This window comes from Ruegeria sp. YTSA135, assembly GCF_059610165.1.
This window is the reverse complement of sequence record NZ_JBXWNC010000018.1, coordinates 49,097-74,589: the sequence shown is the minus strand read 5'-3', so window position 1 is coordinate 74,589 and position 25,493 is coordinate 49,097. Positions and strand designations below refer to the sequence as shown.

The following is a 25,493-nucleotide window of genomic DNA, read 5'->3' as shown; positions in this document are numbered from 1 at the left end:
TGCGTGTCTGCTTACTGACGGCATTAAATGCGGCTTTTCGTTTGTCCTCACGGTCCCAGAACGGAGAGCAGAGTGAGCAAGAAATTACTGGAAGCTCAGCATGTGACATGATTGCTTCCCTACCATGGGAAAAAGTTCTGATTTCAAGGTGATGTCAGCGTTGAAAAGCGCCAATCGGAGTCAATCCCCACAGACTGATCGGCGGAAATCAGCAGGGAAGTTGGCCGGAACTTGTCAGTTTGCCGCCTGTTCAGGCGTCGCAACCTTAGTCTTCTAGAAATTTTCGACACTACGCTAGACAATGGTTTTCGGATCGTCATGTCGCCGAACTGCCGTCGCTTACTAACACTTCAATAGACGGCAGATATCGTTGCACGGCGGTCACGCGAACAAAAAAACAATGTGCGAGCAGAACAAATGAACCTTTTCCTGTTTCTACGTGGGCTCTTTAGTAATGGCCTGTTTGATAGGTCGGATTGGCGAGGCGGCGAAGATACCTCTCATTCATTTTGGCAGTCTATCCACGATGCGGCCAAGCCTGCGTCGGAGTATGAGCCGGACTCTGGGTCTGAATTGGAATCCGAAAACACGCCGGAAGAAGTGATCGTTGCGGATCCGGGGTCGCCGAGCACACCGCCACCCGAGGACGTCGCTGCACCGGAACTTCAACCCGAGCAAGAACCTGAACCGACGCCGGATCCAGAACCAGTGCCCGAGTCTGTACCCGACAATAGTGCTCAGGCCGACGTCATCTCGCAAGCAAGGTTCTTTGTTTCAAACAGCGGCAGCGACAGCGGCACCGGCTCGATCGACGATCCTTTTAAGACCATCGAGCATGCGGCAAGTGTAGCTGGCGCAGGAGATGTCATCCTCGTTCGTGGCGGGGTATACGATGGGCCGATCCTGATCGAAAACGGTGGCGATGTTGGAAACGACATGGTCATCGCCGCCTATCCAGGAGAGCGTCCAGTCATTGATGGCAGTCGAACACCGCCCAATACGGATCTCGTCACCCTTGCAGCGGACAATATCCGTTTCGAAGGCTTCGAAGTTACAAACTCCACTGGAACGGGGCTTGTGGTCTGGGCGTCCGACAACGTGACCATTTCTAACAACATCGTGCATGCATCGGAAGTTGGTGGCATTTGGGTCGGGTCTAATAAGTTGGGTGATAGCAGTGGACATGTGATTACGGACAACGTCGTCTTTGACACCGGCTTGATGAATGAAGAACGTGATCTCGACTATGGTTGGCCGCGTGGGATTGCGATTGATGTCTCAACCGACGTTCTTGTCGAGGACAACATCGTGTTCAAAAATTACGGCGAAGGTATCGGCGTGTTGTCCTCCTCCGACGTCATGATCGAAGGAAACAGGGTCTACGACAATTTCAGCGTGCAAGTCTACCTGGACAATGCTCAGGACGTGACGGCGACAGACAATCTGCTGTTCCACACCGGCGACGAAGAATACTTCCGAAAGGATGCACCGGGAATCGGCCTTTTAATTGCCAACGAACACACCCGCTTTGAACAGCCAACGACAGACATTGAAGTCTATGACAACGTCTTCGGAGACGTGCAGCCCGTTTTCTACGATGACAGTTACGGCTGGGGCGGCGGTATCCAAGACTCAAACCTTGGACCAAATACAGTCATCGGTGCCGACGAGATTGATCCGAATTGGGAGTATTCCAACGGTCTTCTGTTCTGATCGTTACTGTTCCGCGTTTTGGACCGTTCATTGTTTTTGCGCGCTCGGGTCGGTTTAGCGGTCTGAGCGCGCTGTATTTTTAGGCCGTCTGGTAAGAGAATCTGACCACAAATCGGTGTGTTCCCAGTTTTTTTATGTGCAGCAATTTGGAAACAAACCGTATTTTTTCAGATTTATGGCGACAATGTGGCAACCCTGTGGCAAGACTATTGGAATTTTATCAGTACTGCGCATATGATGATATTATCATAAGTAACACTTGACTGTGTGTGACGCTCCATCTTGCGTGGCGCTTGGGGGTATTAGTGTTGGTTCATTTTCATGCCAACGGTCGTGTTGCGAACGGCCGTGTTTCGAATTTATTAACTACTGCTTTTAATTATGGTCGATGGCTGCGGCGGGGGCTAGCCAGGAAAAAATCTGGCCTTGTAGCAGCGGTTGTCTTTCATGATACGTTTGTCACTTGCGCCGCAACGTATTTTACCTTTTTGCTTCTGCCAACCGTGTACTGGGATCTGGACGCGAGTCAGATGCTTTTGGTAGTGGCCATCATCGCGGGGCTTTGTGTACCGGTTTACCTCGCCTTCAAGCTTCAATGTCAGGTTTGGCGCTATTTCTCTGTGCGGGATTTGCCAGGTATTCTGTGCGCGAGCGCGGTCGTTGTGTTTCTGTCCAATATATTGTTGAGCATCGGCTTTGCACGCTCTGGTGGTCAGTTTGAATTCTTGCTGGGTGTTTTCGCTCACTGGTTCTTTGTGAGTTTCGCTTTGCTTGCCGGTCGACTTGGCTGGCAGTATGTGATTGACTCAGCTCATCCCCTTTTGGAAGCCTCGCAGACTACTAATCGTGTCCTGCTGTTCCATGCCGGCGCCAATTGTAATCTTTGGCTTCGAGGTCTGGAACTGAACTCAGAAGCGAAGTTCGAGCCCGTTGGAATCATTGATCACAGAACAGACTACGTTGACCGTACGGTGCGCCAAGTGCCGATCTTGGGCGACCTTTCACGGCTTGACGCGGTGGTGGAAGAACTGGCGCGCAAAAACCGCCGTCCAAGCGAACTTATCCTGACGCGGCATCCATCGCAGGAAGAGCTCGCCCTAATTCTTAATGCAGCGGTCAAGCAGAACTTACGTATTTCAGCTATCCGCACTTCAATAGCGACAGCATCTTTCGTCGAAAGCGAGAGGATCGAAGTGGACCACGGCCTTCTGCAAGCTGTTGTTGGTCGCGCCCCGGTCGATCTCGATATGGCTCCAATTGAAAAAGCCATTAATGGCAAGCACGTGGTCGTGACCGGTGCTGGCGGGAGCATAGGAAGTGAGCTGAGTAGGCTCGTCGCTGAGATCGGGTGCTCGAAATTGGTGCTTATCGACAATTGCGAGTTCAATTTATGGAAGATCGAGCAGGCGATTAAGAAGGAATTTCCGGACGCTCAGATTCAGGCAACCATTTGCGATATCCGCGATTCGCAACGGCTTGAAACCGTATTCATGCAAGCTCGTCCGGATGTCGTGCTGCATGCAGCTGCGCTTAAACACGTACCCATGGTCGAGTCGAACCCGGTTGAGGCGGTTCTGTCGAATGTTATTGGCACACGAAACGTGGCACGGGCCACACTTGCCTCAGGCGCTAAGGCAATGGTTCAAGTCTCAACCGACAAAGCCGTGAACCCTTCCAGCGTTATGGGTGCGACCAAGAGACTTGCGGAACTCCACTGCCAGGCATTGGATCGCAGTCGTACTGGCGCGCGCTTTATGACGGTGCGCTTCGGAAATGTGCTCGGCTCATCCGGTTCGCTCATCCCGATCTTTCAAAAGCAGATCGAAGAGGGTGGGCCCGTTACCGTTACACATCCAGAAATGACCCGTTTCTTTATGACGATTCCAGAAGCTTGCAAGCTTGTCGTACATTCACTTGTGCTTGGCCTGAACAGCGATGACCGTGGAAACATCAACGTGCTGGACATGGGCGAACCAGTAAAAATCATCGACATTGCCCGCCAAATGATTGTCCTCAACGGCAAGCGGCCGGGCACGGATATTGACATCAAAATCATTGGTATAAGACCCGGCGAAAAACTCTATGAAGTTCTGTTCGACGATGCCGAGGAATGTATAGACGGGCCCACGCCGCGCATTTTGATGGCCCGATCCGCGGGAAAGTCTCTTGTGGAGACCACGCAAACGATCAACGAGCTTGAAGAGCTTATACGCATTGGCGGTGACGGTGATATCGTTGCAGCGCTGCAAGGATGTGTTCCTGGATATGCCGAGCAGCTTTCTTTTCATCGCGACAAGGGTGCAGCTTGAATATGCAAACTGACGAGTTGCGGCCCTATTTGCCGTTCGCTCTGCCGGATATCGGGCAGGCAGAAATTGATGAGGTCGTTAGAACCCTAAAATCCGGCTGGATCACGTCTGGACCGACAACGGCACGCTTTGAGCAGGAGTTCGCGGAACACCTTGGTGGCGAGGTCCAGGCTGTCGCGGTGAATTCTGCCACTGCGGGCCTACATTTGGCTGTCGAGGCCCTGGGTATCGGGCATGGCGATGAAGTCATCGTCCCGGTTCATACATTTACGGCGACAGCCGAAGTTGTTCGTTACATGGGGGCTGACCCGGTCTTCGTGGATGTCGATCCGGTAACGCTGAACATTGACGCTACCCTGCTTGCCGATGCCCTGACTGACCGAACGCGTGCGATCATTCCTGTGCATTATGGCGGTTTGGCATGCGACATGAGGTCCATACAGAGTTTCGCGAAATCGCATGGACTGGCTGTCGTGGAAGACGCCGCACATGCGCTTCCGACCACTTTCGAAGGCCAGCCGATCGGCAGCCTTGAGACCGACGCATGCGTGTTCAGTTTCTACGCGACGAAAACGCTCGCGACCGGTGAGGGCGGCATGCTGGTAACTCAAAACGAGGAGATAGCAGCGCGTGCGAGGACAATGCGGCTCCACGGGATCAACCGAGATGTTTTCGACAGGTATCAGGCCGGAGGACCATGGTACTATGAAGTGGTCGCCCCGGGGTACAAATACAATATGACTGATATCGCGGCCGCGATCGGAGTGCACCAACTTCGCCGCCTTTCGGAGATGCATCGGCGGCGCGAGTTCATCGCCCAGCGCTATACCGAGGCTTTCAAAGAGCTTCCGCTTCAATTGCCCTCTGCCGGGACATCGAGTGATTGCCACGCTTGGCACCTTTATCCTATCCGCCTTGAACCTGACTGCGGCATAGACCGAAATGCTATGGTGGCTCATATGAACGCGCACGGGATAGGCGTTAGCGTGCATTATGTGCCGCTTCACATGCAACCCTATTGGCGGGACCAATACCAACTGACCGAGGAGGCGTTTCCGGTCAGTAGTGCTGCATATCAATCAATGTTGAGCATTCCGATCTACAGCAAGATGGACGACGCGTCAGTCGAACGTGTCATTGACGCAGTAAAAAGCGCCTTCGAAAGTAGTCCGAAATAATGGGAAAGCTCGGGTATCTTCACCGCGGTCTGGACCTCCTTATTGGAGTTTTTGCGGCCATTGTATTTGCGCCTTTGATGATACTGACAGCCGCCATCGTTGGGCTGACAAGCAAAGGGCGTATCCTTTATCGGGCGCCACGTGTTGGGAAAGACGGCGATCAATTCACGATGTTCAAATTTCGCACCATGCCGGTCGGATCCGAGTCTGGATCCAAGGTGACGGCACCGGACGACAAACGTCTGCTACCGGGTGCCAAGTTCATCAGAGCGGCGAAGCTCGATGAGTTGCCGCAACTATTCAACGTACTTGCCGGTCAGATGGCTATTGTCGGACCGCGTCCTGAAGACCCTGAAATCGTTAAACAACTATACGGCCCAAGCGAGTGGGAGTCGCTCGCCTTCCGGCCCGGCCTTACTAGTCCAGGTAGTCTTTGGTATTATCAAGAGGGAGAAGCGCTTCTCTCACCTGATGATCCACTCCAGAATTACGTGAGTGTCATGCGTAAAAAACTCGCAATTGACGTAGACTACTTCCAGAACGCGACACCTGCCAGCGACCTGCGGATCATTATCTTGACCATACAAACGATACTGAAGACACTTTTCCTGAACACTTCTGTTTACCCGCGAAGAGCAAAGAATGGCTGAGGGAAATTTGCGACTTGCCAACTACCAAGTTGTTGTGAGCGCCGGACCAATTGCGATAGCCGTGACGTTGGCCTTTTGCATACTGGCAACAAACCTAGATATCTTCCTATCGGAAAGAGGGCTCTTTCCTTTAAGTGCCTATTTCATTTTCGTTGCTCTGGCAGTTGTGTTTGTCACTGCTATTGCGGTCGAAGGGACGGTTCGTACTTCTTTTGAACGCTTTGAGGGTGCGGTTCGGTTCTGTGTTGTGCCCCTGACGATTTTTTCGGGTTGGGTCGCGATACATGCCATTCACTCTGGAGGAATGCCGTTATCCGGCGACGTGGACTTCACCATTATTCTACCTGTCCTCCAGTTTGCTGTTCTGTTGTTCGGGATCGCATTAGCCAGTGAAGCTACGGTTACGGTTACCGTCCGTAAGATGTCCGCACTCGTAGTCCTGCTGTTGAGCGCGTCGGTTATCCTCGAAACTTTCCTGCCGACTGCACTGGGGTCTCCCATCGGGCGCACGGGCGGTTTGGCCCTTAATGCGAACACGGCTGCTTTTCTCATTGCTGCAAGTTTGTCATTGTCGGTAGATTACAGACGCATGCGATTGCTGGATGTTGGTGTCATTGTGGTTGCTGCAGCGGGAGTTGTTTGCACGCTCTCGCGGATGGGTATCTTCTTCCTCTTCATCGTTCTCGCGACATATGGTGCATTGTTCGCACTGCGTGAACTGCGGGGGCGGCGGCTTGACCGGTTGGTATTTGGTGCGGCGGTCGCAATTTCGGCTCTGGGGGTCAGCGTGGCGATCCTGTATGTTTTGACAACCCTGCCGCAAGTTCAGAACACGGCCATTGTTGAGCGTGCGGAACAGCTTCTACTTTCAGGTGCGGGAAACCTACAGGACCCTTACAGACCGCTTCTCTTCAACCACTACCTCGATATCGCGGCAAGAAGCCCGTTTGTCGGAAATGGGGCGGGCCACACATTAACCAATTTGGAAGCAAACGCCCCGTTTGGCTTCGGTCCACACAACATGTACCTGCGCGCCTGGATTGATGTGGGCTTGGTTGGACTGTTCATCTATGTCGCCTTTGTCTTCTCGATCATCGCTCTTGGCGCAGGAGCCAGATCGCCAGAATTGATTCTGGTCGGTTGCCTCCTCGGGCTATACGGCTTTTTTTCTCATAACGTGATCGATAACAAAGCGGTGGTTATTTTAGTGGCTGTGGCAATGGGGCAGGCGGCCGTCCTCTACGAGGGGAGAGGCTAGTGCGTGTTTTGCATGTCATCGATGGGATAGACGTGGGTGGTGCGGAATACGTTCTCGTTCAACTCGTCGAGGGGCTTCAGGCCGCTGGGATAAAAAACCACATACTGGTAATGACCAGTTGCGGACCTTTGAAGGAACGCTTGCTAGCGTCGGGCGCAGAGTTGATCGAGATCGGCGCCCCTCGTAAGAGGGTGCCTTTGCGGGCACTCTATCGCATGGTTCGAGAGGTGAGAAAAGCAGCGCCGGACGTGATCCAGGGATGGATCTATCATGGCAACCTTGCCGCCACGGTCCTGCGTATATTGGCACGTTCGCCAGCGCCGGTCGTCTGGAGTAATCACAACACGCTCGATCCGCCGGTTCAGCTTCCCGCGATAAGTCGGGCGGCAGCGAAGCTCAACCGATACTTATCTGGCTGGCCTGAAAAGATCGTCTATGTTTCGGAGGTCGCAGCGAAGCAGCACGAGCGGGCCGGATTCAATGCGTCCAAGACACTGGTAATCCCGAACGGCACAGATTGCGTTCACTTTCGGTCCCGGCCGAACTCTCGCGAAATGCTGAGCAACGAGATTGGCAACACTGGGGATGCAACCCTTTTTGGTCTTTTTGCCCGCTGGCACCCAATGAAGGGGCACGCGGTGCTTTTTTCTGCGGCAGCCAAATTGCGCGCGTCAGGGGTGCCAATTCACCTCGTACTCGCAGGTACCGGGATCGAACGTCAAAACCCGGAACTCGTCGACGCGCTCGCGCGTGAGGGGATTGACGATCATGTATCCTGCTTGGGCGAGCGTTACGACATACATGCCCTACTGCCTGGACTCGACGCTTTTGTGTTGCCCTCAGTGTTTGGCGAGGCTTTCCCGCTCGTCTTGGGCGAGGCGATGGCGAGCGAGGTGCCATGTATTGCGACAGATGTCGGAGATAGTCGACTGATCGTTGGGGATACCGGTGCGATCATCCCGCCCGGAGATACCGAAGCGCTCGCGGATGCCATGCGGGCAATTGTCGAAATGCCAGCCGCCGAACGCCTGACCTCGGGGCGGCTCGCCCGAAAGCGGATCGAAGAGAAGAACTCCCTCGAAGCGATGGTCGGCCGCTATGCTGACCTCTATGAGCGCGTGTGCCTCAACGCCCCGGGTCAAAAACAGCAAGTGCTGGGTCTGGGGGACTGACTGGAGATGAAGCAGCGAAGTGGTGACGAGAAGGGGCTTCCTTCAGTTGCGGCGATCATGCCTTGCCGTAACGAGATCAAACACATCGACGCCGCAGTTACCTCGGTTCTGGAGTTTGACTACCCGCGCGAACGCCTCTCTCTCACGGTGGTTGACGGGATGAGCGAAGACGGTACACGCGCGCGCCTTGACGCGCTTGCGGCATGCGAGCCCCGTGTTTCGGTGCTTGATAATCCTGATCGGCTACCGGCCCATGCTCTAAATCTTGCGCTCGAAGCGACCGACGCAGAGATTGTGTTGCGGCTTGATGCACATGCTGTCTACCCAGCCGAATATGCCCGGTCCTGTGTTGACGTGCTCCTCGAAACCGGAGCTTGGAACGTCGGTGGCGTCGTCATCACGCATCCAGGCGCAAAGACCCCCATGGCAGAAGCGATTGCTTTCGCCATGGCGCATCCGTTTGGGGTCGGGAATTCCTCATTCCGGATCGGAGCCGAGGGGCGAAAGCGTGTCGAGACCGTACCGTTTGGCTGCTGGCGGCGCGAGGTACTTTGGGATTTGCGCGGCTTCGCGACCGACATCCCCTATGCCGAGGACGACGAATTGAATGCGCGGATCGTCGCGAGGGGCGGCGATGTGGTGCTCGATCCGACTATACAGGTGGCCTATATCGCGCGAGACACGCTGCGTACTCTGGCGCTTCAGATGTTTCGCTACGGTCGTTATAAGCCAGTTTCAGGCAGGCGTCTCGGTCGGGTAACGACTTGGCGGCAGACAGTTCCTCCCGCTTTCGTAGCAGCAATTAGCATTTCCGCGTTGACCGCAGTTCTGTGGCCGCCAATGGGCGGTATCGGTGTCGCATTGCTGGCGCTTCATCTTTTTGCCGGCGGTCTGGTCGCTGCTCGTGCAACGTGCGATCTAGAGCCGGCCGCGGCGTTTCGGCTTCCGATAGTATTTGTTTCAATGCATGTAGCTTATGGTGCCGGTTACCTCCGCGGTTTGGCGTCCCTGCTCTTTGAACGAGGCAGCGGATGAGGTGCCGAAAGGGGCACCCGATGTTGGATTGTCGCAAGCCAGGACCTATGCGTTTTCGCCTGTTTCGACTCACGCGCAGTGTCTTTTCAGACTGACCAATCTTGAGCGGGCTGGGCCGTTGGCTAGCGTTCGCGCATGGTCAAATCTACCTCCTTCAAATACGTCAAAACCAGCCCCGAGGTTACTCGCCTGTCGGTGATGATCTATTTCCGGCTTCCGTGATCGCTCAGAAACGTCGAAGACCTGCTGTACGAACGCGGCATCGACGTCAGCCATGAAACCATCCGGTTCTGGTGGAACCGGTTCGGGCCGATGTTTGCGCCTGAAATCCGCGGGCGGCGTGTTCAGCAACTGCGCGCGTTTTCGTGATGGCAGTGGAAAGTCGACGAGGTCGTTGTGAAGATCAACAGTGAGCGCTACTACCTGTGGTAGGTTGTCGATCTCGAAGGTGAGGTGCCTGAGAGTGTCGTCACAAAACGAAGAAACAAACGCGCTGCATTGAAAACGCTCAGGAAATTGATGCAGAGATATGGTCCGCCAGAAGTGCTGGTAACGGATCGGTTTACTTCATACAAAGCCGCGCTTCGCGACATGGGCTATGAAGACCGGCAAGCCTATGGTCATTGGCTGAACGACAGAGACGAGAACTCGCAACTACCATTCCGACGACGAGAACGAGCCATGTAGCGCTTCCGTCGGATGCGAAGATTGCAAAAATTCGTTTCCGTCCATTCTTATGTCTTCAATCACTTCAACCAGGATCGCAGCCTCTCCAAACATGACCATTTCAAATTCAAACGCACCCCTGCTCTGGCCGAATGGTGCGATCTCGGCGTGGCATAAGGGACAGCGTCATTGTCCTGACAAAGACGACTTCGAATTAGTCTGACAGCACCGCCACTTATACCCTTCTCAATTCAGTTGTGTTTTCCAAGCCGGAATTGTGCCGTAATTCCCGCGAGTTGGCGCATGCGCTTTCAATCAGAGACGGAGCAGACTGTACATTCAGAGGACAATTCAGGCGCCAGTCTCAGTATCGCATTTTGTCGGGGTCGCCTTGGGCCAGATTTCCCTGATAAAGCGGCAACTTACAGGGAATTTTCGCAAAACGGGACTGAGTTCCGTCATTTCTCCCTCTATAGCTGTATGTTTTTCAGAGGTTTATGCTGCAAATTCCCTAAAAGGTGGAACAGGGAATTCTCTCGCGCGAACAGGGAATTGTTCCGCCGGATCAGGGAGGACGAACCCTGTAGCAGGGAGGCCCGATCTGAAGGTGTCAGAAACCGGGCTGATACAGTTCTGGCGATCTGGGCGCGCTATGCCGGCCAAACAGTTCTGGTTGGACTATTGGTTGCTCCTCGAATGAAGACGGTTTTGAAAACAGGTTGCCCTGGTTTGCAATTTTTTCGTTCTTTGTTTCTGCTCATCGCAACATCATTCTTCTTCTTTGGCTTTATATCCATCGGCCTCGCAAATGCCGCGGCAATCATGTCGCTCAACCCCGTACTTAATACTCTGGGCGCAGCTTTGATCCTTGATGGTCATGTCAGAAGAACTAGGGTTGAGGCGGGCAGGGCGGTTGCGTAGTTTTTGCCCATAACCAGACCCGCCTCTTTCAAATACTTTAAAACCAGTCCCGAGATCATCCGCGTTGCGGTGATGCTGTACATCCGCTTCCCGCTCTCGCTTCGGAATGTCGAAGATCTGCTGCACGAGCGAGGCATCGACGTGAGCTACGAAACTATCTGCTATTGGTGGAACAGATTTGGTCCGATGTTTGCGCCGGAGATCCACCGGCGACGTGTTCAGCAACAGCGCGCGTTCTCCAAATGGAAATGGCACGTGGACGAGGTTTTCGTGAAGGTGAATGGCAAGCGGCATTATCTTTGGCGGGCTGGTGATCACGAAGGCGAGGTGCTAGAAACCGTTGTCACCAAACGCCGAAACAGAGCTGCAGCACTGAAATTCCTCAAGAAATTGATGAAGCGACACGGCAAAGCGGAAACCGTCGTCACAGATCGCTTCGCCTCATACAAAGCCGCGCTCAGAGATCTGGGCGCGCTCGAAAAACAACAGACGGGAAGGTGGCTCAACAACCGCGTCGAGAATTCGCACCTGCCGTTTCGACGACGTGAACGCGCGATGCAACGTTTCAGGCGCATGCGAAGTTTACAGAAGTTCGCCGCCGCCCATTACTCCGTACACAACCACTTCAACTAGGAAAGATCACTGACCAGCAGAGATACTTTCAAGTTGACACGCACCGCCGCTCTTGCTGAGTGGCGTCAACTTTGTTCCGGATAGGTTCTTGATTTTAGCGTCAAACTGAGACTGGTTCGAATTTGTCTGACAGTACCTATCTGGCCATGTCTACGTGTCATAGACTAAACTATCACGAAAACGCGATAACGTGGGATGATTGATTGCCGGAATTAGTCGACAACGCAAAAATCGATAGCTCGCTGGCGCAAGCCCGGGCGCGGGAAGCTGCGCTGTTGGACGTGCTGTCGCTCATGCATCAGGCGGCAGGCGATGTGCAGCCGGTACTCGATGCTGTGGCGCGGCATGCAACTGAGTTGTGCGATGCATCCTTTTGCAACATGTGGCGGCTTGAGGGTAACGTCATTCATCACGCCGCGATCTACGGGTTTCCACGCGAAGAGCTTGAAGACTATTTGTCCGCGTTTCCCGCGCCAGTGACGCCGAACACGGCAACCGGGATGGTCTATGACAGCGGCGCTCCTGTGCATCTTAAGCATGTCGGAGATACGGATTACCGGGATAAAAAGCTCGCACAATCCTATGGGTTCAACGATGTTATTGGAGTTCCAGTTCCGGCAGAGGACGGGATGTGGGGCGTCATTGTGCTGGGGCTGCGTGAGACATTCGAGACGGCGGATGAACAGATCGCGCTTGTGCAGGCCTTTGCCGAGCAGGCCAGCGTCGCTATTCAGAACGCGGCGATGTTTCGCGAAACGCAGGCCGCTCTGGCGCAGCAAAGCGCGAGCGCGGAAATTCTGCGGCTCGTCAGCAATGCGCCGGGCGATCTGCAACCTGTGTTCGACGCGATAGTGGAGAAGACCGCGGAGCTATGCGACGCGAGCTTCGTAGTACTCGATCAGGTCGGGGATGCCGGCATACTGCATCGCGCGGCGCACGGGTTTGCGTCAAATCTGGCACAGGAGCTGAGCGATCACTATCCGGTGCCGCCCGATGATCTGACCCATCCCTCGGTTCAGGTTGTGCAGTCCAAAGATCTCATCGACGTCGAGGATTGCCGCGATGAGACCTATTACGACGCTAATTTCGCCCAAAAAGTCGGCCTGAGGCGCCTGATTGGCGTGCCGATTTTCAACGGTGGGCAAGTTTGGGGTGTCATACTAGTTGCGTGGCCCAGCACGGCCGAGCGGCCGCGCGCTCAGGTGGAACTCATTCAAAGTTTCGCCGATCAGGCCGCAATAGCAATCGAGAACACACGGCTTTTCACCGAAACCCAAGAGGCGCTCGAGCGGCAGAAAACCACCTCGAGTATCCTGCGGGCGATCAGTCAGTCGCCCACCGACGTCCAGCCGGTGATCGACACGATTGTGCGCAGCGCGGTAGAGATGATTGGCTGCGAGATGGCCATTTTCCACCTGCGCGAGGGTGACAATTACTATCCGGCTTCGGGCGCGGTGCGGGGCGGTGTGATGATCACCGAAAAGGTTCGCGAAGGCGCGGCCAAGCTCGCCTCGCGCTTCACCGTGGGCGGTCTGCCGCTCATGCCGCTTGAGCCTGAACAGAACTTTCCGTCGCGAGCCATGATCACAGGTGAGACGCAGCATATTATCGACTGGGTCAATTACGATCTTCCGCCCCACGAGGTCGCTCGCGGCAAGCAGCTTGGGCTCTCTTGTGCCATCTACATTCCGCTAGTGCAGAACGGCGTCTGTCTCGGCTCTCTTGCGCTGGGATCCAAAACGGCGCTGGAATTTTCTGCGGCCGAGATTGCACTTGCACAGTCCTATTGCGATCAGGCCATTATCGCCCTGTGCAACACCCAGCTTTTCGTCGAAACGCAGGAAGCGCTGGAGCAGCAGACGGCAACGGCGGATGTGCTGCGGACGATCAGCGGGTCGGTGTTCGATCTGCCGGTGGTGTTGCAGGCCGTTCTAGAGGCCGCCGCGCGGCTCTGCGATGCGTCGATTGCGATCCTCTTCAACCGGGAAGGCGATCTACTCACGCTCGGCGCAAATGTAGGCTGCCCACCAGAGATGGTGGCGTTTCACACCGAGAACCCGCATCGCCTGGAGCGCACCAATGTCGCCGGGCGCGCGGTGCTTGACCGCGCCACGATCCATATCCCTGATATCGAAGAGGACCTCGAATTCGACAACCCGCTCTCCACCGAGCTTGGCGGGTGGCGCTCGATCATCGCGGTGCCTCTGATGCGCGAGGGTGAGGTGATCGGAGTGCTTGATCTGGCGCGCCCGAATGCCGGCCCGTTCACGAAGCGGCAGATCGAGCTTGTGGAGAGCTTCGCTGATCAGGCGGTAATAGCGATCAATAACGCGCGGCTCTTCGGCGAGGTACAGGAACGCACAACGGAGGTCGAGGAAGCGCTGGAATACCAGACCGCGACGTCCGAGGTGCTGGGGGTCATCTCGCGCTCTCCAAATGAGCTTGAGCCGGTGCTGGAATCGATCCTCACTGTCGCGTCGCGGATCTGCACGCCGGAATACGCCTTCTTTGCCATGCGCGATCCAGATGACGGACTCTACCGGATCGCAACGTCGAACAACGTCTCGCAGGAGTTCACCGCGTTCCTGCAGGCCAACCCAATCCCGCCGGAGGAAGGCTCCTGCATCGGGCGCGCGGCACTGCACGGCAAGACGGTTTATGTCGCCGACACCGCGACCGATGAAAGCTACACGTGGAAGCAGGCTGCCGACGTCGGCATGTACCTGACGACGCTGGGCGTGCCGCTGGTGCAAGACGGGTTGGTGGTCGGGGTGATCGTAATGGCCCATAGCAAAGCGCACGCGTTCAGCGCCAAGCAGATTGCGCTTTTGGAGACGTTTGCATCGCAAGCAGTGATCGCACTCAGCAATGCGCGTCTGTTCGACGAGTTACAGCAGCGCACGGCGGAGGTCGAGGAGGCGCTGGTGCGCGAGCAGGCCAGTGCGGAGCTCTTGCAAGTCATCAACGAGGCGACATCAGATCTTCAGCCCGTCTTTGATTTGCTGGTGAAAAAGGCCGCAGAGCTTTGTCAGGCGACCTTCTGTGTTCTGGATCACTTTGACGGCGAGACCTACAGCTTCCGGGCGCAGTACGGGTTCGATGCGGAAATTGACGAGCTTGCAGAAGGCTACGCGTCCAACAGCCCGGAAGTTCATGTCGGGTATCGTGTGATGCAAACTGGCAAACCTTTTTTTGTCGAGGATGCACAAAACGATCCCCTCATGGCCAACGCTTTTGCAACGCGTCTGGGCTACCGGCACACGCGGGGTGTTCCTGTCCGGGTCAATGGAAAGGTAGAATATGCGATCGTGATGGGCTGGCCCCACACAGGCTCGCCTCCGCCTGCACAAGTCGAACTTGTGCAGACCTTCGCTAATCAGGCCAGTATCGCCATAGAGAACGCACACCTGTTGCAGGAAACGAAAGAACGTACGGCGGAGGTCGAAGAAGCGCTGGAATACCAGACTGCGACCTCGGAAGTTCTCGGGGTGATTTCCCGCTCGCCGAACGAGGTCAGGCCTGTGCTGCAGGCAATCTTGCGTGTGGCAAAGCGGCTCTGCGCGCCGAAGGGCGGTTACGTGGCCTTGAAGAACGCAGAGACGGGCAATTTCGAAGTTGTCGAGGTCATTGACGCACCTGACGATATTGTTGAGATCCTGAAAGCAAATCCCATCGTGCCTGGCCAGAACACTGTCACTGGCCGCGTCGCTGGAGCGGGCGAACGGGTATATGTCGCCGACACTCTCGCGGACCCGACATACGAATGGAGCGGACCCGCGCGGCAGGGCAATTATCTCTCCGCGCTCGGGGTGCCGCTGATCAAGAACGGCGAGACCATCGGTACCATCACCATGGCCCACGATCAGGTGAACGGTTTCTCTGAAAAGCAGATTGGATTGATGGAGACCTTCGCCGCGCAGGCCGTGATTGCCATCGGCAACGCCCGGCTGTTTGACGAGGTCCAGCAGCGCACTGCGGAGGTCGAAGAGGCGCTGGAGCAGCAGAAAGCCAGCGCGGAAATCCTTAGCGTCATCAGCCAGTCCGTCGAGGACACTCAGCCCGTGTTCGAGAAAATCCTCGACAGCTGCCGCAATCTCTTTGGCGGTGAGGAACTTGATGTTCTGCTGATAGACGATAATGGGCTCTTGCAGGTCGCGGCCTATATCGGGAACTACGAAGACGAGCTTTTGCAGACCTTCCCTGCGCCATGGGAGATCACACCGGCGGGCGACGCGATCCGTACCCGGCGTGTGGCAAACTTTGCCGATTGCGCGAACAACCCGGACGTGCCGAAAGTGCTGCGCGAGATGGCTCGGATCGCCTCCTATCACTCGGTCGCTTTCGCGCCAATGATCTGGGAGGGCAAAGGGATCGGTGTCGTGGGCGTGGCGCGCTCGGCGAAGCCCTTTACTGACAAAGAGCTCGGCATTATGCAGGGCTTCGCCGATCAGGCCGTTATTGCAATTCAGAACGCGCGGCTCTTCCGCGAGACCAATCAGGCGCTTGAGCAGCAGACTGCCACCGCGGATATCCTGGAGGTCATCTCCAATTCGGTCGAGGACGCAAAGCCCGTATTTTCCAAAATCCTCGACAGTTGCCAGAAGCTCATTCCCTGCGACGATCTTTCGGTGCTTACGCTCGAAGCCGACGGTTTGGTGCATATCGGGGAAATCCGCGGTCCTTATGGGACACGGCAAGGCGCCGACTATCAACCATCGCCCCCATCTCGGACACTGCTTGATGCCGTCTCGGACCAGCCGCGCGTCCGTTATGTGCCCGACGCCGTTAACGGTGGCGACGTGCATCCGGTCGTCAAACGCATGGGCGAAAAGAATGGAAACTTCGCCACGATCCTTGCGCCGATGCTGTGGAAAGGTCAGATTATTGGGCTCATAAGCCTCGCTCGCAGCCATGACGATCCGACCTCGCCCAGTGTGTTTACGCAGCGCGAAATGGACCTGCTGGAAAGCTTCGCTGACCAAGCAGTGATCGCGATCCAGAATGCGCGGATGTTCAATGAAACCCAAACAGCACTGGTTCGCCAAACTGCCAGTGCCGAGATCCTGCGCGTGGTCAGCGAGGCTCAGGATGATCTCACGCCGGTCTTCGAGGCGATTCTGAGCCGGGCCGCCGACCTCTGCGACGCGCCCATGGCCAGCATGAACCTCGTCGAAGAACAGAAGACCCATTCGCGGCTTGTTGCCCATTGGGGCGAGGAGATCGAATTCCTGAAAGTGGGAGAGACACGCTGGGATCTGGCCTCCGGTCTCAACACGACGGAGTCGATTGTCCAGATGCGCCCCATGCACGTTGAAGACGTGCTTGAGACCGAAGCCTATAAGAACGATGACCCTGCTATCATAGCGGCCAAGGCAGAAAACATCCGCACCTTCCTTGCCATTCCGATGGTCCACAAAGGTAAGGGGATCGGGAACATCGCTCTCTACCGGAGGGAGGTGAAACCCTTCGCCGCCACGGACATCGCGCTCGTTGAGAGCTTCGCCGATCAGGCGGTGATCGCGGTGGAGAATGCGAAGCTCGTCAATGAGACGAAAGCCGCGCTGGCAAGGCAAACCGCCAGCGCCAATGTGCTACGGGTGATCAGTGAAAGCCCCACAGATGCGCAACCCGTCTTCGAGGAAATCGTCACCTCTGGCGTCTCTTTGATCGACAGTGATGTCGTTCAGGCCATGCAATCGGACGGTACCTATGGGTGGCAAACCACAGTCGCCACGCCCGAGGGGCTCTCTGCGAACGTGGCGGAGGTGCGGTTCCCGCTTGATGCCACGGAGAGCCTGCTTCCAATGGCGATGCGCAAAGGGGAGCTGGTGCACATTCCAGACTGGAGTACAGCTGAGCTCGGCCCGGCAGATATCGTTTTGCGCGACAAACACGGCTATCGATCCTCGCTCTTTGTGCCTATGATGCGAGGGCAGACCTGTCTTGGTGGCTTCACGTTTTTCCGCACGACCAAGCGCGCGTTTTCCGAAGAAGAGATCGCAATGGCCCGGTCCTTTAGCGACCAGGCGGTGATTGCCCTCGAAAACGTTCGACTCTTCAGCGAGACGCAAACCGCGCTCGCGCGGCAGATCGCCAGTGCCGATATTCTTAAGGTCATCAGCCAGTCACCGGACGACACGACGCCGGTGTTTGAGGCCATCGTGCGGTCGGGGGTGCGGCTTATGGGGTGCGATGGGGCAGTTATCCTGCAGCGCGAGGGAGATTTCGTCCGGCCCGCAGCCGGGGCGCGGCCCTCAGGTCCCGCAGACGATCTGGTCAAACGCGCGATCCCCATCAAGCCGGATCGGAACTACCCTTCGCGTGTCATGCTTACAAAAGAGTATCTGCACATCCCCGATGGCTCACAGGTCGATCTGATCGGTCACGAGCCGGAAACATGGGAAAAATTTGGTCTCAAGACTGCGCTCTATCTACCGCTCTTGCGCGAAGGCGAGGCGGTGGGGGTTTTAATTTTCACACGGACCAAAGCGGCCCAGGCCTTTACTGACGACGAGATTGAGCTTGCACAAAGCTTCTGCGATCAGGCGGTGATTGCGATCGAGAATGTGCGGCTATTCAACGAAACGCAGTCTTCACTCGCCCGGCAAACAGCAAGCGCCGAAATTCTGCGTGTGATCAGCCAGTCACCGGACGATTTGCAGCCCGTCTTCGATCGCATCACCGAAAGCGCAACCGATGTGTGCAACGCCAAGTTCTGCATGCTCTGGCGCTATGAAGACGGGCTTGTTCATCATCGCTCCGCCAGCGGATTTTCCGAGGACTTCATGCGGGTATACCTACGCCGTTACCCAGCGCCGCCAAGCGAGAACTCCATCGTCGGAGAGGTCATCACGACCGGCCAGCGGCATCACATCGTCGATGCGCAAGACCCCGCGCTCTATTTTGACCATGAAACCGCTCGGCTTCACGGCTACCGGCATATCATCGGCGTTCCGGTCCGCACCGGCGGGGGGCTCTGGGGTGTTTTGGTCGTGGCCTGGGCGGACGGGGTCATGCCCAGCACGTCCGATTTCGACCAGCTCGAAGCTTTTGCCGATCAAGCCGCCATTGCAATCGAGAACGTGCGCCTGTTCCGCGAAGCGCAGGAGGCGCGGGAGGAAGCCGAGCAGGCCAACGAGGCCAAAAGCGCCTTCCTTGCTACCATGAGCCACGAAATCCGCACGCCGATGAATGCAGTGATCGGTATGAGCGGGCTTTTGATGGACACCCCGCTGAACAACGAGCAAAAGGACTACGCGCGGACGATCCGGGATAGTGGCGACGCGCTCTTGGGCATCATCAACGAAATCCTCGACTTCTCGAAGATCGAAGCCGGGCAGATGGAGGTCGAAACGCACCCGTTTGATCTGCGGGAGTGCATCGAAAGTGCGCTTGAGTTGATGGCTGGTCGCGCGGCGAAAAAGCAGCTCGATATCGCCTACCTGATGGACGATGCCGTGCCTGCCGCGATCAGTACCGACCTCACCAAGCTGCGGCAGATTCTGCTCAATCTGATCTCGAACGCCGTGAAGTTTACCGATTCTGGCGAGGTAGTGCTCTCTGTGACGGCCACGCCGCAAGAGGACGGGTACGTCTCGGTCGAGTTTTCCGTTCGCGACACCGGGATCGGTCTCACCGAGCAGGGCATGGCCCGTTTGTTCCAATCCTTCAGTCAGGCCGACAGCTCCACCACCCGCAAATACGGTGGCACCGGGCTCGGCCTTGCGATCTCGAAACGTTTGGCGGAATTGATGGGTGGGACGATGGCCGCCGAAAGCGAAGGGGTAGGGAAAGGATCGACCTTCCGCTTCTCGGTGCTGGCAAAGCCTGCGACACTGCCGAAAACCGAAATGCGCAGCCTCACCGGCCCGCAAAACGAGCTTGTCGGCAAGCGCCTGTTGCTGGTCGATGACAACGAGACCAATCTCAAGATTCTGTCGCTGCAAACCGAGAAATGGGGTACGCACACCGTGGCCTTCGACACGCCCGCAGCTGGCTTGAAAGCGGTTGAGCGCGGCGAGCCGTTCGACCTTGCCATTCTCGATATGCACATGCCCGACATGGACGGGATTGCGCTGGCCACAGCGATCCGCAAGGTGCGCCCGGACCTGCCGCTTGTTCTGTTCAGTTCGCTGGGTGTGCGGGACGTGAAATCCGAGGAAGGGCTTTTTACCGCGTTCCTCTCCAAGCCCCTCAAGCAATCGCACCTGTTCGATACGCTCATCAGCATCTTTGCGCCCAAGACGCGCCGCAAGCCGCGGCGCCGGGTCTCATCGGCCAAGAAAAGCACCGAGCCAAAACTGGGAGAACAGCATCCGCTGCGCATACTGCTCGCTGAGGACAATCTTGTGAATCAAAAGTTGGCGACACGTCTCCTGGAACAAATGGGCTATCGCTGCGATGTGGCCAGCAACGGGGTCGAAGCGCTCGAAAGTCTCGTCCGGCAGACCTATGACGTAGTTTTGATGGACGTGCAGATGCCTGAGATGGACGGGCTCGAAGCTTCGCGCCGCATCAACGCCGCGTCTTTTGATGACCGCCCCCGGATTGTTGCGATGACCGCCAACGCCATGCAGGGCGACCGGGAAATGTGTCTGGCCGCCGGGATGGATGACTACATTGCCAAACCCATTCGCGTCGAGCGCCTTGTCGAGGCGCTCAAACAGGTTCCGCAGAGAAAGAAGAAATGACCATGGCCGATCTGCCACTAGATGCCGACATCTTTGACACGTTGCAGGACACGATGGGTGAGGGCTTCGTCGAAGACCTCGTGAACACGTTTCTCGAAGAAGCGCCCGGGTTGATCAAAGAGATGAAGACGGCGATGGTCGTCGGCGATGCCGACAAGTTCCGGCGCGGCGCGCACTCGCTGAAATCGAACGCAAATGTGTTCGGGGCGACTGATCTCGCGAAACAGGCCAGGCAGCTGGAACTGGGCGGTCTCAGCTCCGACAATGGGCCCCAGATCGAAGCGCTGGAGGACCGCTACGCCGAAGCCAGCGCCGCCCTGATCGAGTGGCGTGATGGCTGAGACTGGGCAACGACTTCTGATCGTCGATGATAACAAGGTCAATCGGCTTCTACTGTCCCGAAGCGTCGAGATGCTCGGCCACCACGCCGAGATTGCGGAAAACGGACGGCTGGCGATGGCGCGTCTCAACAAAGAGGCGTTCGATCTGCTTCTTCTCGATATCGAGATGCCGGAGATGGACGGATTCGAGGTTCTCGAAGCGCTCAAGGCCGATCTGGCGCTGCGCGACCTGCCGGTAATCGTGACCTCGTCCGTCGAGGGATTGGAAAACATAGTGCGCTGCATCGAACTCGGTGCAGAAGACTATTTACCCAAACCGGTGAACAAGATCTTGCTCAAGGCCCGGATCAATTCCTGTCTGGAGAAAAAACGGCTACGCGACGAGCAAAGACGGCTGCTGCAACGCTTCGCGACGCGTGAGGTGGCACAGGACCTCGCCGAACAGGGCTTTTCGATTGGCGGGCGGCGCGTCGAGGCTTCCATCCTCTTTTGCGATATCCGTGGCTTCACGGCCTTAAGCGAGGCGCAGACTCCCGAGGAGAGCATTGAGCTTCTAAACGCCTATTATACGCTGATGTTCGACGCGATCGCAAACCATGGCGGGATCGTAACGCTCATGATCGGGGACGGGCTTATGGCGGTGTTCGGGGCACCGCAAGCGCTTGAAAATACGGCGGTCTCTGCGGTTTCTGCCGCGCAAGACATGTTTGCGATGATGGCGGATTTTAACTCCGAACGTATCGCGGCCGGCGCGCCCGCCATCCGGATTGGGGCTGGTATTGCGACTGGTGAAGTCGTCGCTGGCTATGCCGGGACCGAGGCGCGCGCGAGCTATACCTGCATCGGCAGAACGGTGAACCTCGCAGCACGGCTTGAGGCGCACACAAAGGCGATTGGCTGCGAGCTATTGATTGATGAGACCACGAAGAATGGCCTTGGTGCAACGCTGGATTCGAGATTGATTCAAGGCGTAGAGTTCACAGGTTTTTCCGAGGCCATGGATGTTTATTCGATAGCCACATCGCACCACGCTAACTAAACTGCTTTGGTCTCCTGACCGTAGCTTCGCGTTATTTCGCAAAAAAAAGGGTGACCGATCATACCGTACGCCGCTGGGCTCAAATCCACCATTCGCTGTGGCCTTGTTGCACAGATCTGCTGAGGGCCGGAGTTCCCCTTTCCCCGGACGGATTTAACCTACGGTCACTGTGACGGGCACCGGGTACTGAAGTCCGGCACCGTCCAGTCCAAGCCGACAAGCTTCAGCCAGCTTTGCACGAACCCTGCCGTTTGCCGCAATGGCATGCCAAACAGCACCTTCATGGTCAGTTTGGTTTGGATCGCCGCGTCGCTGAAGCTCGGTTGTCGACCACGCTTGCCGGTCGGTGGTGGTCGCCATGTCATCTCCGGATCAAACCAGTTCGAAAAAGATCCGCACCGCATCAACGCTTCATTGTAAGCCGACCAGTTCTTGGTCTTGTACTTCGTAGGGGCCCATCTGTTCATGCCATCCAGCTATCTTACTGGATTCACGCAGTGAATCCCTCAACCGAATTGTGCAACAAGGCCCCGTCGACCATAAAACCCATGACACCCACGACTGCAAAACGGGCAATCCGTGTCAAAGAGTGTGGCGCTGGCACCTAGCGGCTCCGGACCGGTGGTGTCTGCAGGTAGTACAGCCGCTTCATCTCGCGTCGCCCCAAGGTCACCGTCCCCAGAATGAGGCCCGCCATCGTGGAGAGGACGGCAATCACCATGATTGAAGCTGCGAGCACCGCAGTGGGCAATCTCGGCACAAGCCCCGTTGCCACGAACTCGGCCACCACAGGCCAACCTAAAACAACCGCCAGTACCGCGAGCAGCCCGCCGAGCCCAGCAAAAAAAGCAGTCGGGCGCTCCTCTTTGATGAGGCTTACGATCATTCTCAAAATGCGGAAGCCGTCACGGAAAGTCGACAGCTTGCTATTAGATCCCGGTAGCCGGTCAACATAGGCTGTATCGACATCGGCGATGGGCATGCGCAATTCAAGTGCGTGAACGGTCAGTTCCGTTTCGATTTCAAATCCGCGCGATAATGCCGGAAAGCTCTTCACGAAGCGTCTTGAGAAAACGCGATAGCCCGACAACATATCGCGTGTCCGCCGACCAAAAACGGATGTGACCAGACCGGTAAGAACCCTATTGCCCAACACGTGGCCTGGTCGGTAAGCCTCTCGGATTTTTGTCACGCGGCATCCGGTGACCATGTCAAGCGTGCCGTCAACCAAGGTTGAGATCAGTCGAGGTGCAGCGGCTGCCTCGTACGTGTTATCGCCATCGACCAGAACATAGATGTCTGCGTCAATGTCTGCGAACATGCGGCGTACCACGTTGCCCTTACCTTGCTGTGGCTCAGTGCATACGATGGCGCCCGCCTCTTCTGCGACTTCTATGGTGCGATCGGTGGAGTTGTTATCACATACGTAAATCCGGGCATCGGGCAGGCTATCCCGAAAGCCGCGTACGACGTGTTCGATTGATTTTTCCTCATTGTAACACGGCACCAAAACTGCAACGGACGCCACGGGGTGGCGGCGAGCGTCACGGTTAGATGCTGTATGGAGCGGGTCTTTCGTGGACATGATAAAAAGGCTCTCGCTTTACTTGAACAACCCGTGCGTCGGGAATTGTATATTGCGACGCAGAAAAGACCATTGAAGCCAGGCGGATCAGGTATTTCGCAGGCCGGCGGTTTCCGTTTCGGCTACAATAGTTTTTCCCGTCTGGAATTGCACACGGTTCCCTGAGGCATTGGGCGCTGAAATGTCACAATATTTCTCATGACTGCGGCGCAAGGCGTGCGAGATCGCGGACGGGTTACTGTCCTAAAGGGTTCAAACCCGAACTCCTGACCGATTGGCCGACAGGGGATCGTGACTTGATTGTTCCCGTCGATCTGCTTCCGCCAGCAATGCAGCAAGGGATGGGCGACACTTGGCGCAAGCGGCAAGCTTGTGGCGAAGCCCTAGGTATGGAATAGCCCTAACTTTCCCCCGCCCTTCGCGTTCAAATTGTGCGAAGTGCGGTTAAACTCATTTCGATCATTGTTGTGTGACTGCTTCGTCCCGGGAAACAGACATAGTGCGGAACTCGCTGAAAGTCTGCGTCGAGCCCACTCTGACCAATGCTGCGGTCTGGACAAACGGGTAGAATGCCGAGGTCGCGGACATCCTAAGGAAGGACTCGGAGGACCGCGTGTGGCGTTTAGCTGTCCCTAAGCCAATTCTCTCGGACGATGATCGGTGCCACATCGACTTGCCGCAAGGTTATCTGCTGGGTTTTGTCAGAAGAACTTGGGTTGAGGCGGGCAGGGGCCTTTCGTCGCTTCGGCACATGAATAGAAGATTGCCTTTCAAGTACTTTATAAGCAGTCCTGAGGTCATTCGTCTGGCAGTGATGCTATACGTTCGGTTTCCTCTTTCACTTCGAAATGTGGAAGATCTGCTGCATGAGTGAGGGGTTGAAGTAAGTCATGAAGCCGTTCGGTGCCGTTGGAACCGTTTTGGTCCAATGTTCGCATCGGAGATCCGGTGGAAGCGGGTCCAGAAATTGCGGGCATACTCAAAATCGAAGTGGCATGTGGATGAGGTCTTCGTAAAGGTGAACGGCAAGCGGCACTACCTGTGGCGCGCCGTTGATCACGAGGGCGAGGTGCTCGAAGCCGTTGTTACCAAGCGTCGAAACAAGAAGGCGGCATTGAAATTCCTCAAGAAACTGATGAAGCGACACCGGGCTGCGGATGAAGTTGTCACGGATCGCTTCGCGTCATATCGGGTTGCGTTCAGAGAACTCGGTGCGGCATAAAGGGCAGCTATACTGGCCTAGCTGAGACTGGTTCGAATTTGTCTGACAGTACCCGTTGGTGAAACAATCGCGCCGAATACTCTCATCTCCTGCTTCCGGCGAATGCGAAGTTAACAGAAATTCGCATCTGTCCACGCCTCAACCTACAACCTCTTCAATTCGGAACGCAGTCTCTACTCCAGATCAGAGTCCAAGCTGAACCGCGCCGCTGCTTTTGCTGAATACGCGGTCTGGGTGCGGAAAAATGGGCAGCCATACTGTCCATACGTAGACGAGTTCGAATTGGTCTGGCACCACCTGTCAATCAGCCATCTCCTTCAGACCTTCGATCTGCAGGTCGAAACCCTCTTGAATGTGACTGGTGAACGTCTCAAGAGCTTCGGTTACATCACCGGTCGCAATTGCATCAACGAGTGCAAGATGGTTTCCGAGGGACTTGGAGATATCCACATTTTCAATAGCTGAAAACAGATGGAACGCCATTGCTTTGCCCCAGATCATATCGAACATGTCGATAAGAAATTTGTTGCCCGCTTCGACCATGAACGCGCGGTGGATGCGGCGATTAGCGATGAAATAGTCGCGGGTTGTTGGTTGGATTAGATCTTCTTCGCGACGAATTAAGTCGCGCAGTCGATCAAGGACTTCCGGTTCTGCGTGAACAGCAAGAATTCGAGCAGCTTGGCCTTCGATCGCAGCACGTGCCTGATACAATTGCCGAACTTCGGTCTGATCCATGCGAGCCAGTCGAAATCCGCCACTTGCGGCAACTTCCAACACGCCTTCGGTTTCCAACCGCATGAGCGCCTCGCGTACCGGTGTCCGGCTGATGTTCAACTCGGCCGCAAGTTTCTCCTGCACGAGCCGATCCTCGCCGGTGATCTCGCGACTCATGATGGCTTCGACCAACTGGTCATAGACCTCGTCCGCAAGGCGCCTACGTTGTGTTTTGATCTGCTTTAGAGCCACTCGAAGCCTCTCTTTCTGTTCTTTCTGAATTCTGTATTCAAAAATGCAGCGGGTGCCAAGGCGAATAGGGTTGCTATTGTCCGTGTACTGTATACAGTATACAAGCATGAAT

At 56.0% G+C, this 25,493-nt stretch carries 13 protein-coding genes and 4 pseudogenes; 14 read left to right on the top strand and 3 right to left on the bottom strand.

Annotated elements, in window-relative coordinates; all coding sequences use genetic code 11:
* The first annotated feature begins 417 nt into the window (after positions 1–417).
* The 13 genes and pseudogenes from AC2FIT_RS19455 (at position 418) to AC2FIT_RS19395 (ending at position 21,605) form a co-directional block, all read left to right on the top strand.
* The gene (locus AC2FIT_RS19455; RefSeq protein WP_496831675.1) at positions 418–1,713 is read left to right on the top strand and encodes a right-handed parallel beta-helix repeat-containing protein; all 1,296 of its coding nucleotides are present in this window, start codon (positions 418–420) and stop codon (positions 1,711–1,713) included.
* Positions 1,714–2,018: 305 nt separating this feature from the next.
* Complete coding sequence (locus AC2FIT_RS19450) at positions 2,019–4,022, top strand: nucleoside-diphosphate sugar epimerase/dehydratase (protein WP_496831673.1); 2,004 nt, start codon at positions 2,019–2,021, stop codon at positions 4,020–4,022.
* Between the two features lie 2 nt (positions 4,023–4,024).
* The gene (locus AC2FIT_RS19445) at positions 4,025–5,200 is read left to right on the top strand and encodes a DegT/DnrJ/EryC1/StrS family aminotransferase (protein ID WP_496831687.1); all 1,176 of its coding nucleotides are present in this window, start codon (positions 4,025–4,027) and stop codon (positions 5,198–5,200) included.
* Positions 5,200–5,850 (top strand): sugar transferase, encoded by a 651-nt coding sequence (locus AC2FIT_RS19440; RefSeq protein WP_496831672.1) that lies wholly within the window; start codon positions 5,200–5,202, stop codon positions 5,848–5,850. The genes AC2FIT_RS19445 and AC2FIT_RS19440 overlap by 1 nt, the downstream gene beginning before the upstream one ends.
* Entirely contained in the window at positions 5,843–7,108 is a 1,266-nt protein-coding gene (locus AC2FIT_RS19435) for an O-antigen ligase family protein (RefSeq protein WP_496831671.1), read from the top strand. Before AC2FIT_RS19440 ends, AC2FIT_RS19435 begins: the two co-directional genes overlap by 8 nt.
* Entirely contained in the window at positions 7,108–8,280 is a 1,173-nt protein-coding gene (locus AC2FIT_RS19430) for a glycosyltransferase (protein ID WP_496831669.1), read from the top strand. Before AC2FIT_RS19435 ends, AC2FIT_RS19430 begins: the two co-directional genes overlap by 1 nt.
* A 6-nt stretch (positions 8,281–8,286) precedes the next feature.
* Complete coding sequence (locus AC2FIT_RS19425; RefSeq protein ID WP_496831668.1) at positions 8,287–9,315, top strand: glycosyltransferase family 2 protein; 1,029 nt, start codon at positions 8,287–8,289, stop codon at positions 9,313–9,315.
* A 135-nt stretch (positions 9,316–9,450) separates the two neighbouring features.
* Positions 9,451–10,158 (top strand): annotated as a pseudogene (locus AC2FIT_RS19420) (IS6 family transposase).
* A 519-nt stretch (positions 10,159–10,677) separates the two neighbouring features.
* Positions 10,678–10,902, top strand: coding sequence for a hypothetical protein (locus AC2FIT_RS19415; RefSeq protein ID WP_496831666.1), 225 nt, complete (start codon positions 10,678–10,680; stop codon positions 10,900–10,902).
* A gap of 3 nt (positions 10,903–10,905) precedes the next feature.
* Positions 10,906–11,619, top strand: a pseudogene (locus AC2FIT_RS19410) (IS6 family transposase).
* A 119-nt stretch (positions 11,620–11,738) separates the two neighbouring features.
* The gene (locus tag AC2FIT_RS19405; protein ID WP_496831664.1) at positions 11,739–20,225 is read left to right on the top strand and encodes a GAF domain-containing protein; all 8,487 of its coding nucleotides are present in this window, start codon (positions 11,739–11,741) and stop codon (positions 20,223–20,225) included.
* A 2-nt stretch (positions 20,226–20,227) separates the two neighbouring features.
* Positions 20,228–20,566, top strand: a complete 339-nt coding sequence (locus AC2FIT_RS19400; protein WP_496831662.1) for an Hpt domain-containing protein — start codon at positions 20,228–20,230, stop codon at positions 20,564–20,566.
* Positions 20,559–21,605, top strand: coding sequence for an adenylate/guanylate cyclase domain-containing protein (locus tag AC2FIT_RS19395; protein ID WP_496831660.1), 1,047 nt, complete (start codon positions 20,559–20,561; stop codon positions 21,603–21,605). The genes AC2FIT_RS19400 and AC2FIT_RS19395 overlap by 8 nt, the downstream gene beginning before the upstream one ends.
* A gap of 182 nt (positions 21,606–21,787) precedes the next feature.
* Here the strand turns inward: AC2FIT_RS19395 and AC2FIT_RS19390 are convergent.
* Positions 21,788–22,072, bottom strand: a pseudogene (locus AC2FIT_RS19390) (transposase); the annotation flags it as partial.
* A gap of 137 nt (positions 22,073–22,209) precedes the next feature.
* Positions 22,210–23,190, bottom strand: coding sequence for a glycosyltransferase family 2 protein (locus tag AC2FIT_RS19385; protein ID WP_496831658.1), 981 nt, complete (start codon positions 23,188–23,190; stop codon positions 22,210–22,212).
* Positions 23,191–23,941: 751 nt separating this feature from the next.
* On the opposite strand from AC2FIT_RS19385, the pseudogene AC2FIT_RS19380 reads away from it, so the two are divergent.
* A pseudogene (locus AC2FIT_RS19380) lies at positions 23,942–24,637 on the top strand (IS6 family transposase); the annotation flags it as partial.
* A 75-nt stretch (positions 24,638–24,712) separates the two neighbouring features.
* Here AC2FIT_RS19380 and AC2FIT_RS19375 read toward each other — a convergent pair.
* The gene (locus AC2FIT_RS19375) at positions 24,713–25,381 is read right to left on the bottom strand and encodes a GntR family transcriptional regulator (protein WP_224889731.1); all 669 of its coding nucleotides are present in this window, start codon (positions 25,379–25,381) and stop codon (positions 24,713–24,715) included.
* Positions 25,382–25,493: the final 112 nt, after the last annotated feature.

Coding starts and splice junctions, on each gene's coding strand:
- AC2FIT_RS19455 (WP_496831675.1), top strand. CDS start 418: ATGAACCTTTTCCTGTTTCTACGTGGGCTCTTTAGTAATGGCCTGTTT.
- AC2FIT_RS19445 (WP_496831687.1), top strand. CDS start 4,025: ATGCAAACTGACGAGTTGCGGCCCTATTTGCCGTTCGCTCTGCCGGAT.
- AC2FIT_RS19440 (WP_496831672.1), top strand. CDS start 5,200: ATGGGAAAGCTCGGGTATCTTCACCGCGGTCTGGACCTCCTTATTGGA.
- AC2FIT_RS19435 (WP_496831671.1), top strand. CDS start 5,843: ATGGCTGAGGGAAATTTGCGACTTGCCAACTACCAAGTTGTTGTGAGC.
- AC2FIT_RS19425 (WP_496831668.1), top strand. CDS start 8,287: ATGAAGCAGCGAAGTGGTGACGAGAAGGGGCTTCCTTCAGTTGCGGCG.
- AC2FIT_RS19415 (WP_496831666.1), top strand. CDS start 10,678: ATGAAGACGGTTTTGAAAACAGGTTGCCCTGGTTTGCAATTTTTTCGT.
- AC2FIT_RS19400 (WP_496831662.1), top strand. CDS start 20,228: ATGGCCGATCTGCCACTAGATGCCGACATCTTTGACACGTTGCAGGAC.
- AC2FIT_RS19395 (WP_496831660.1), top strand. CDS start 20,559: ATGGCTGAGACTGGGCAACGACTTCTGATCGTCGATGATAACAAGGTC.
- AC2FIT_RS19385 (WP_496831658.1), bottom strand. CDS start 23,190: ATGTCCACGAAAGACCCGCTCCATACAGCATCTAACCGTGACGCTCGC.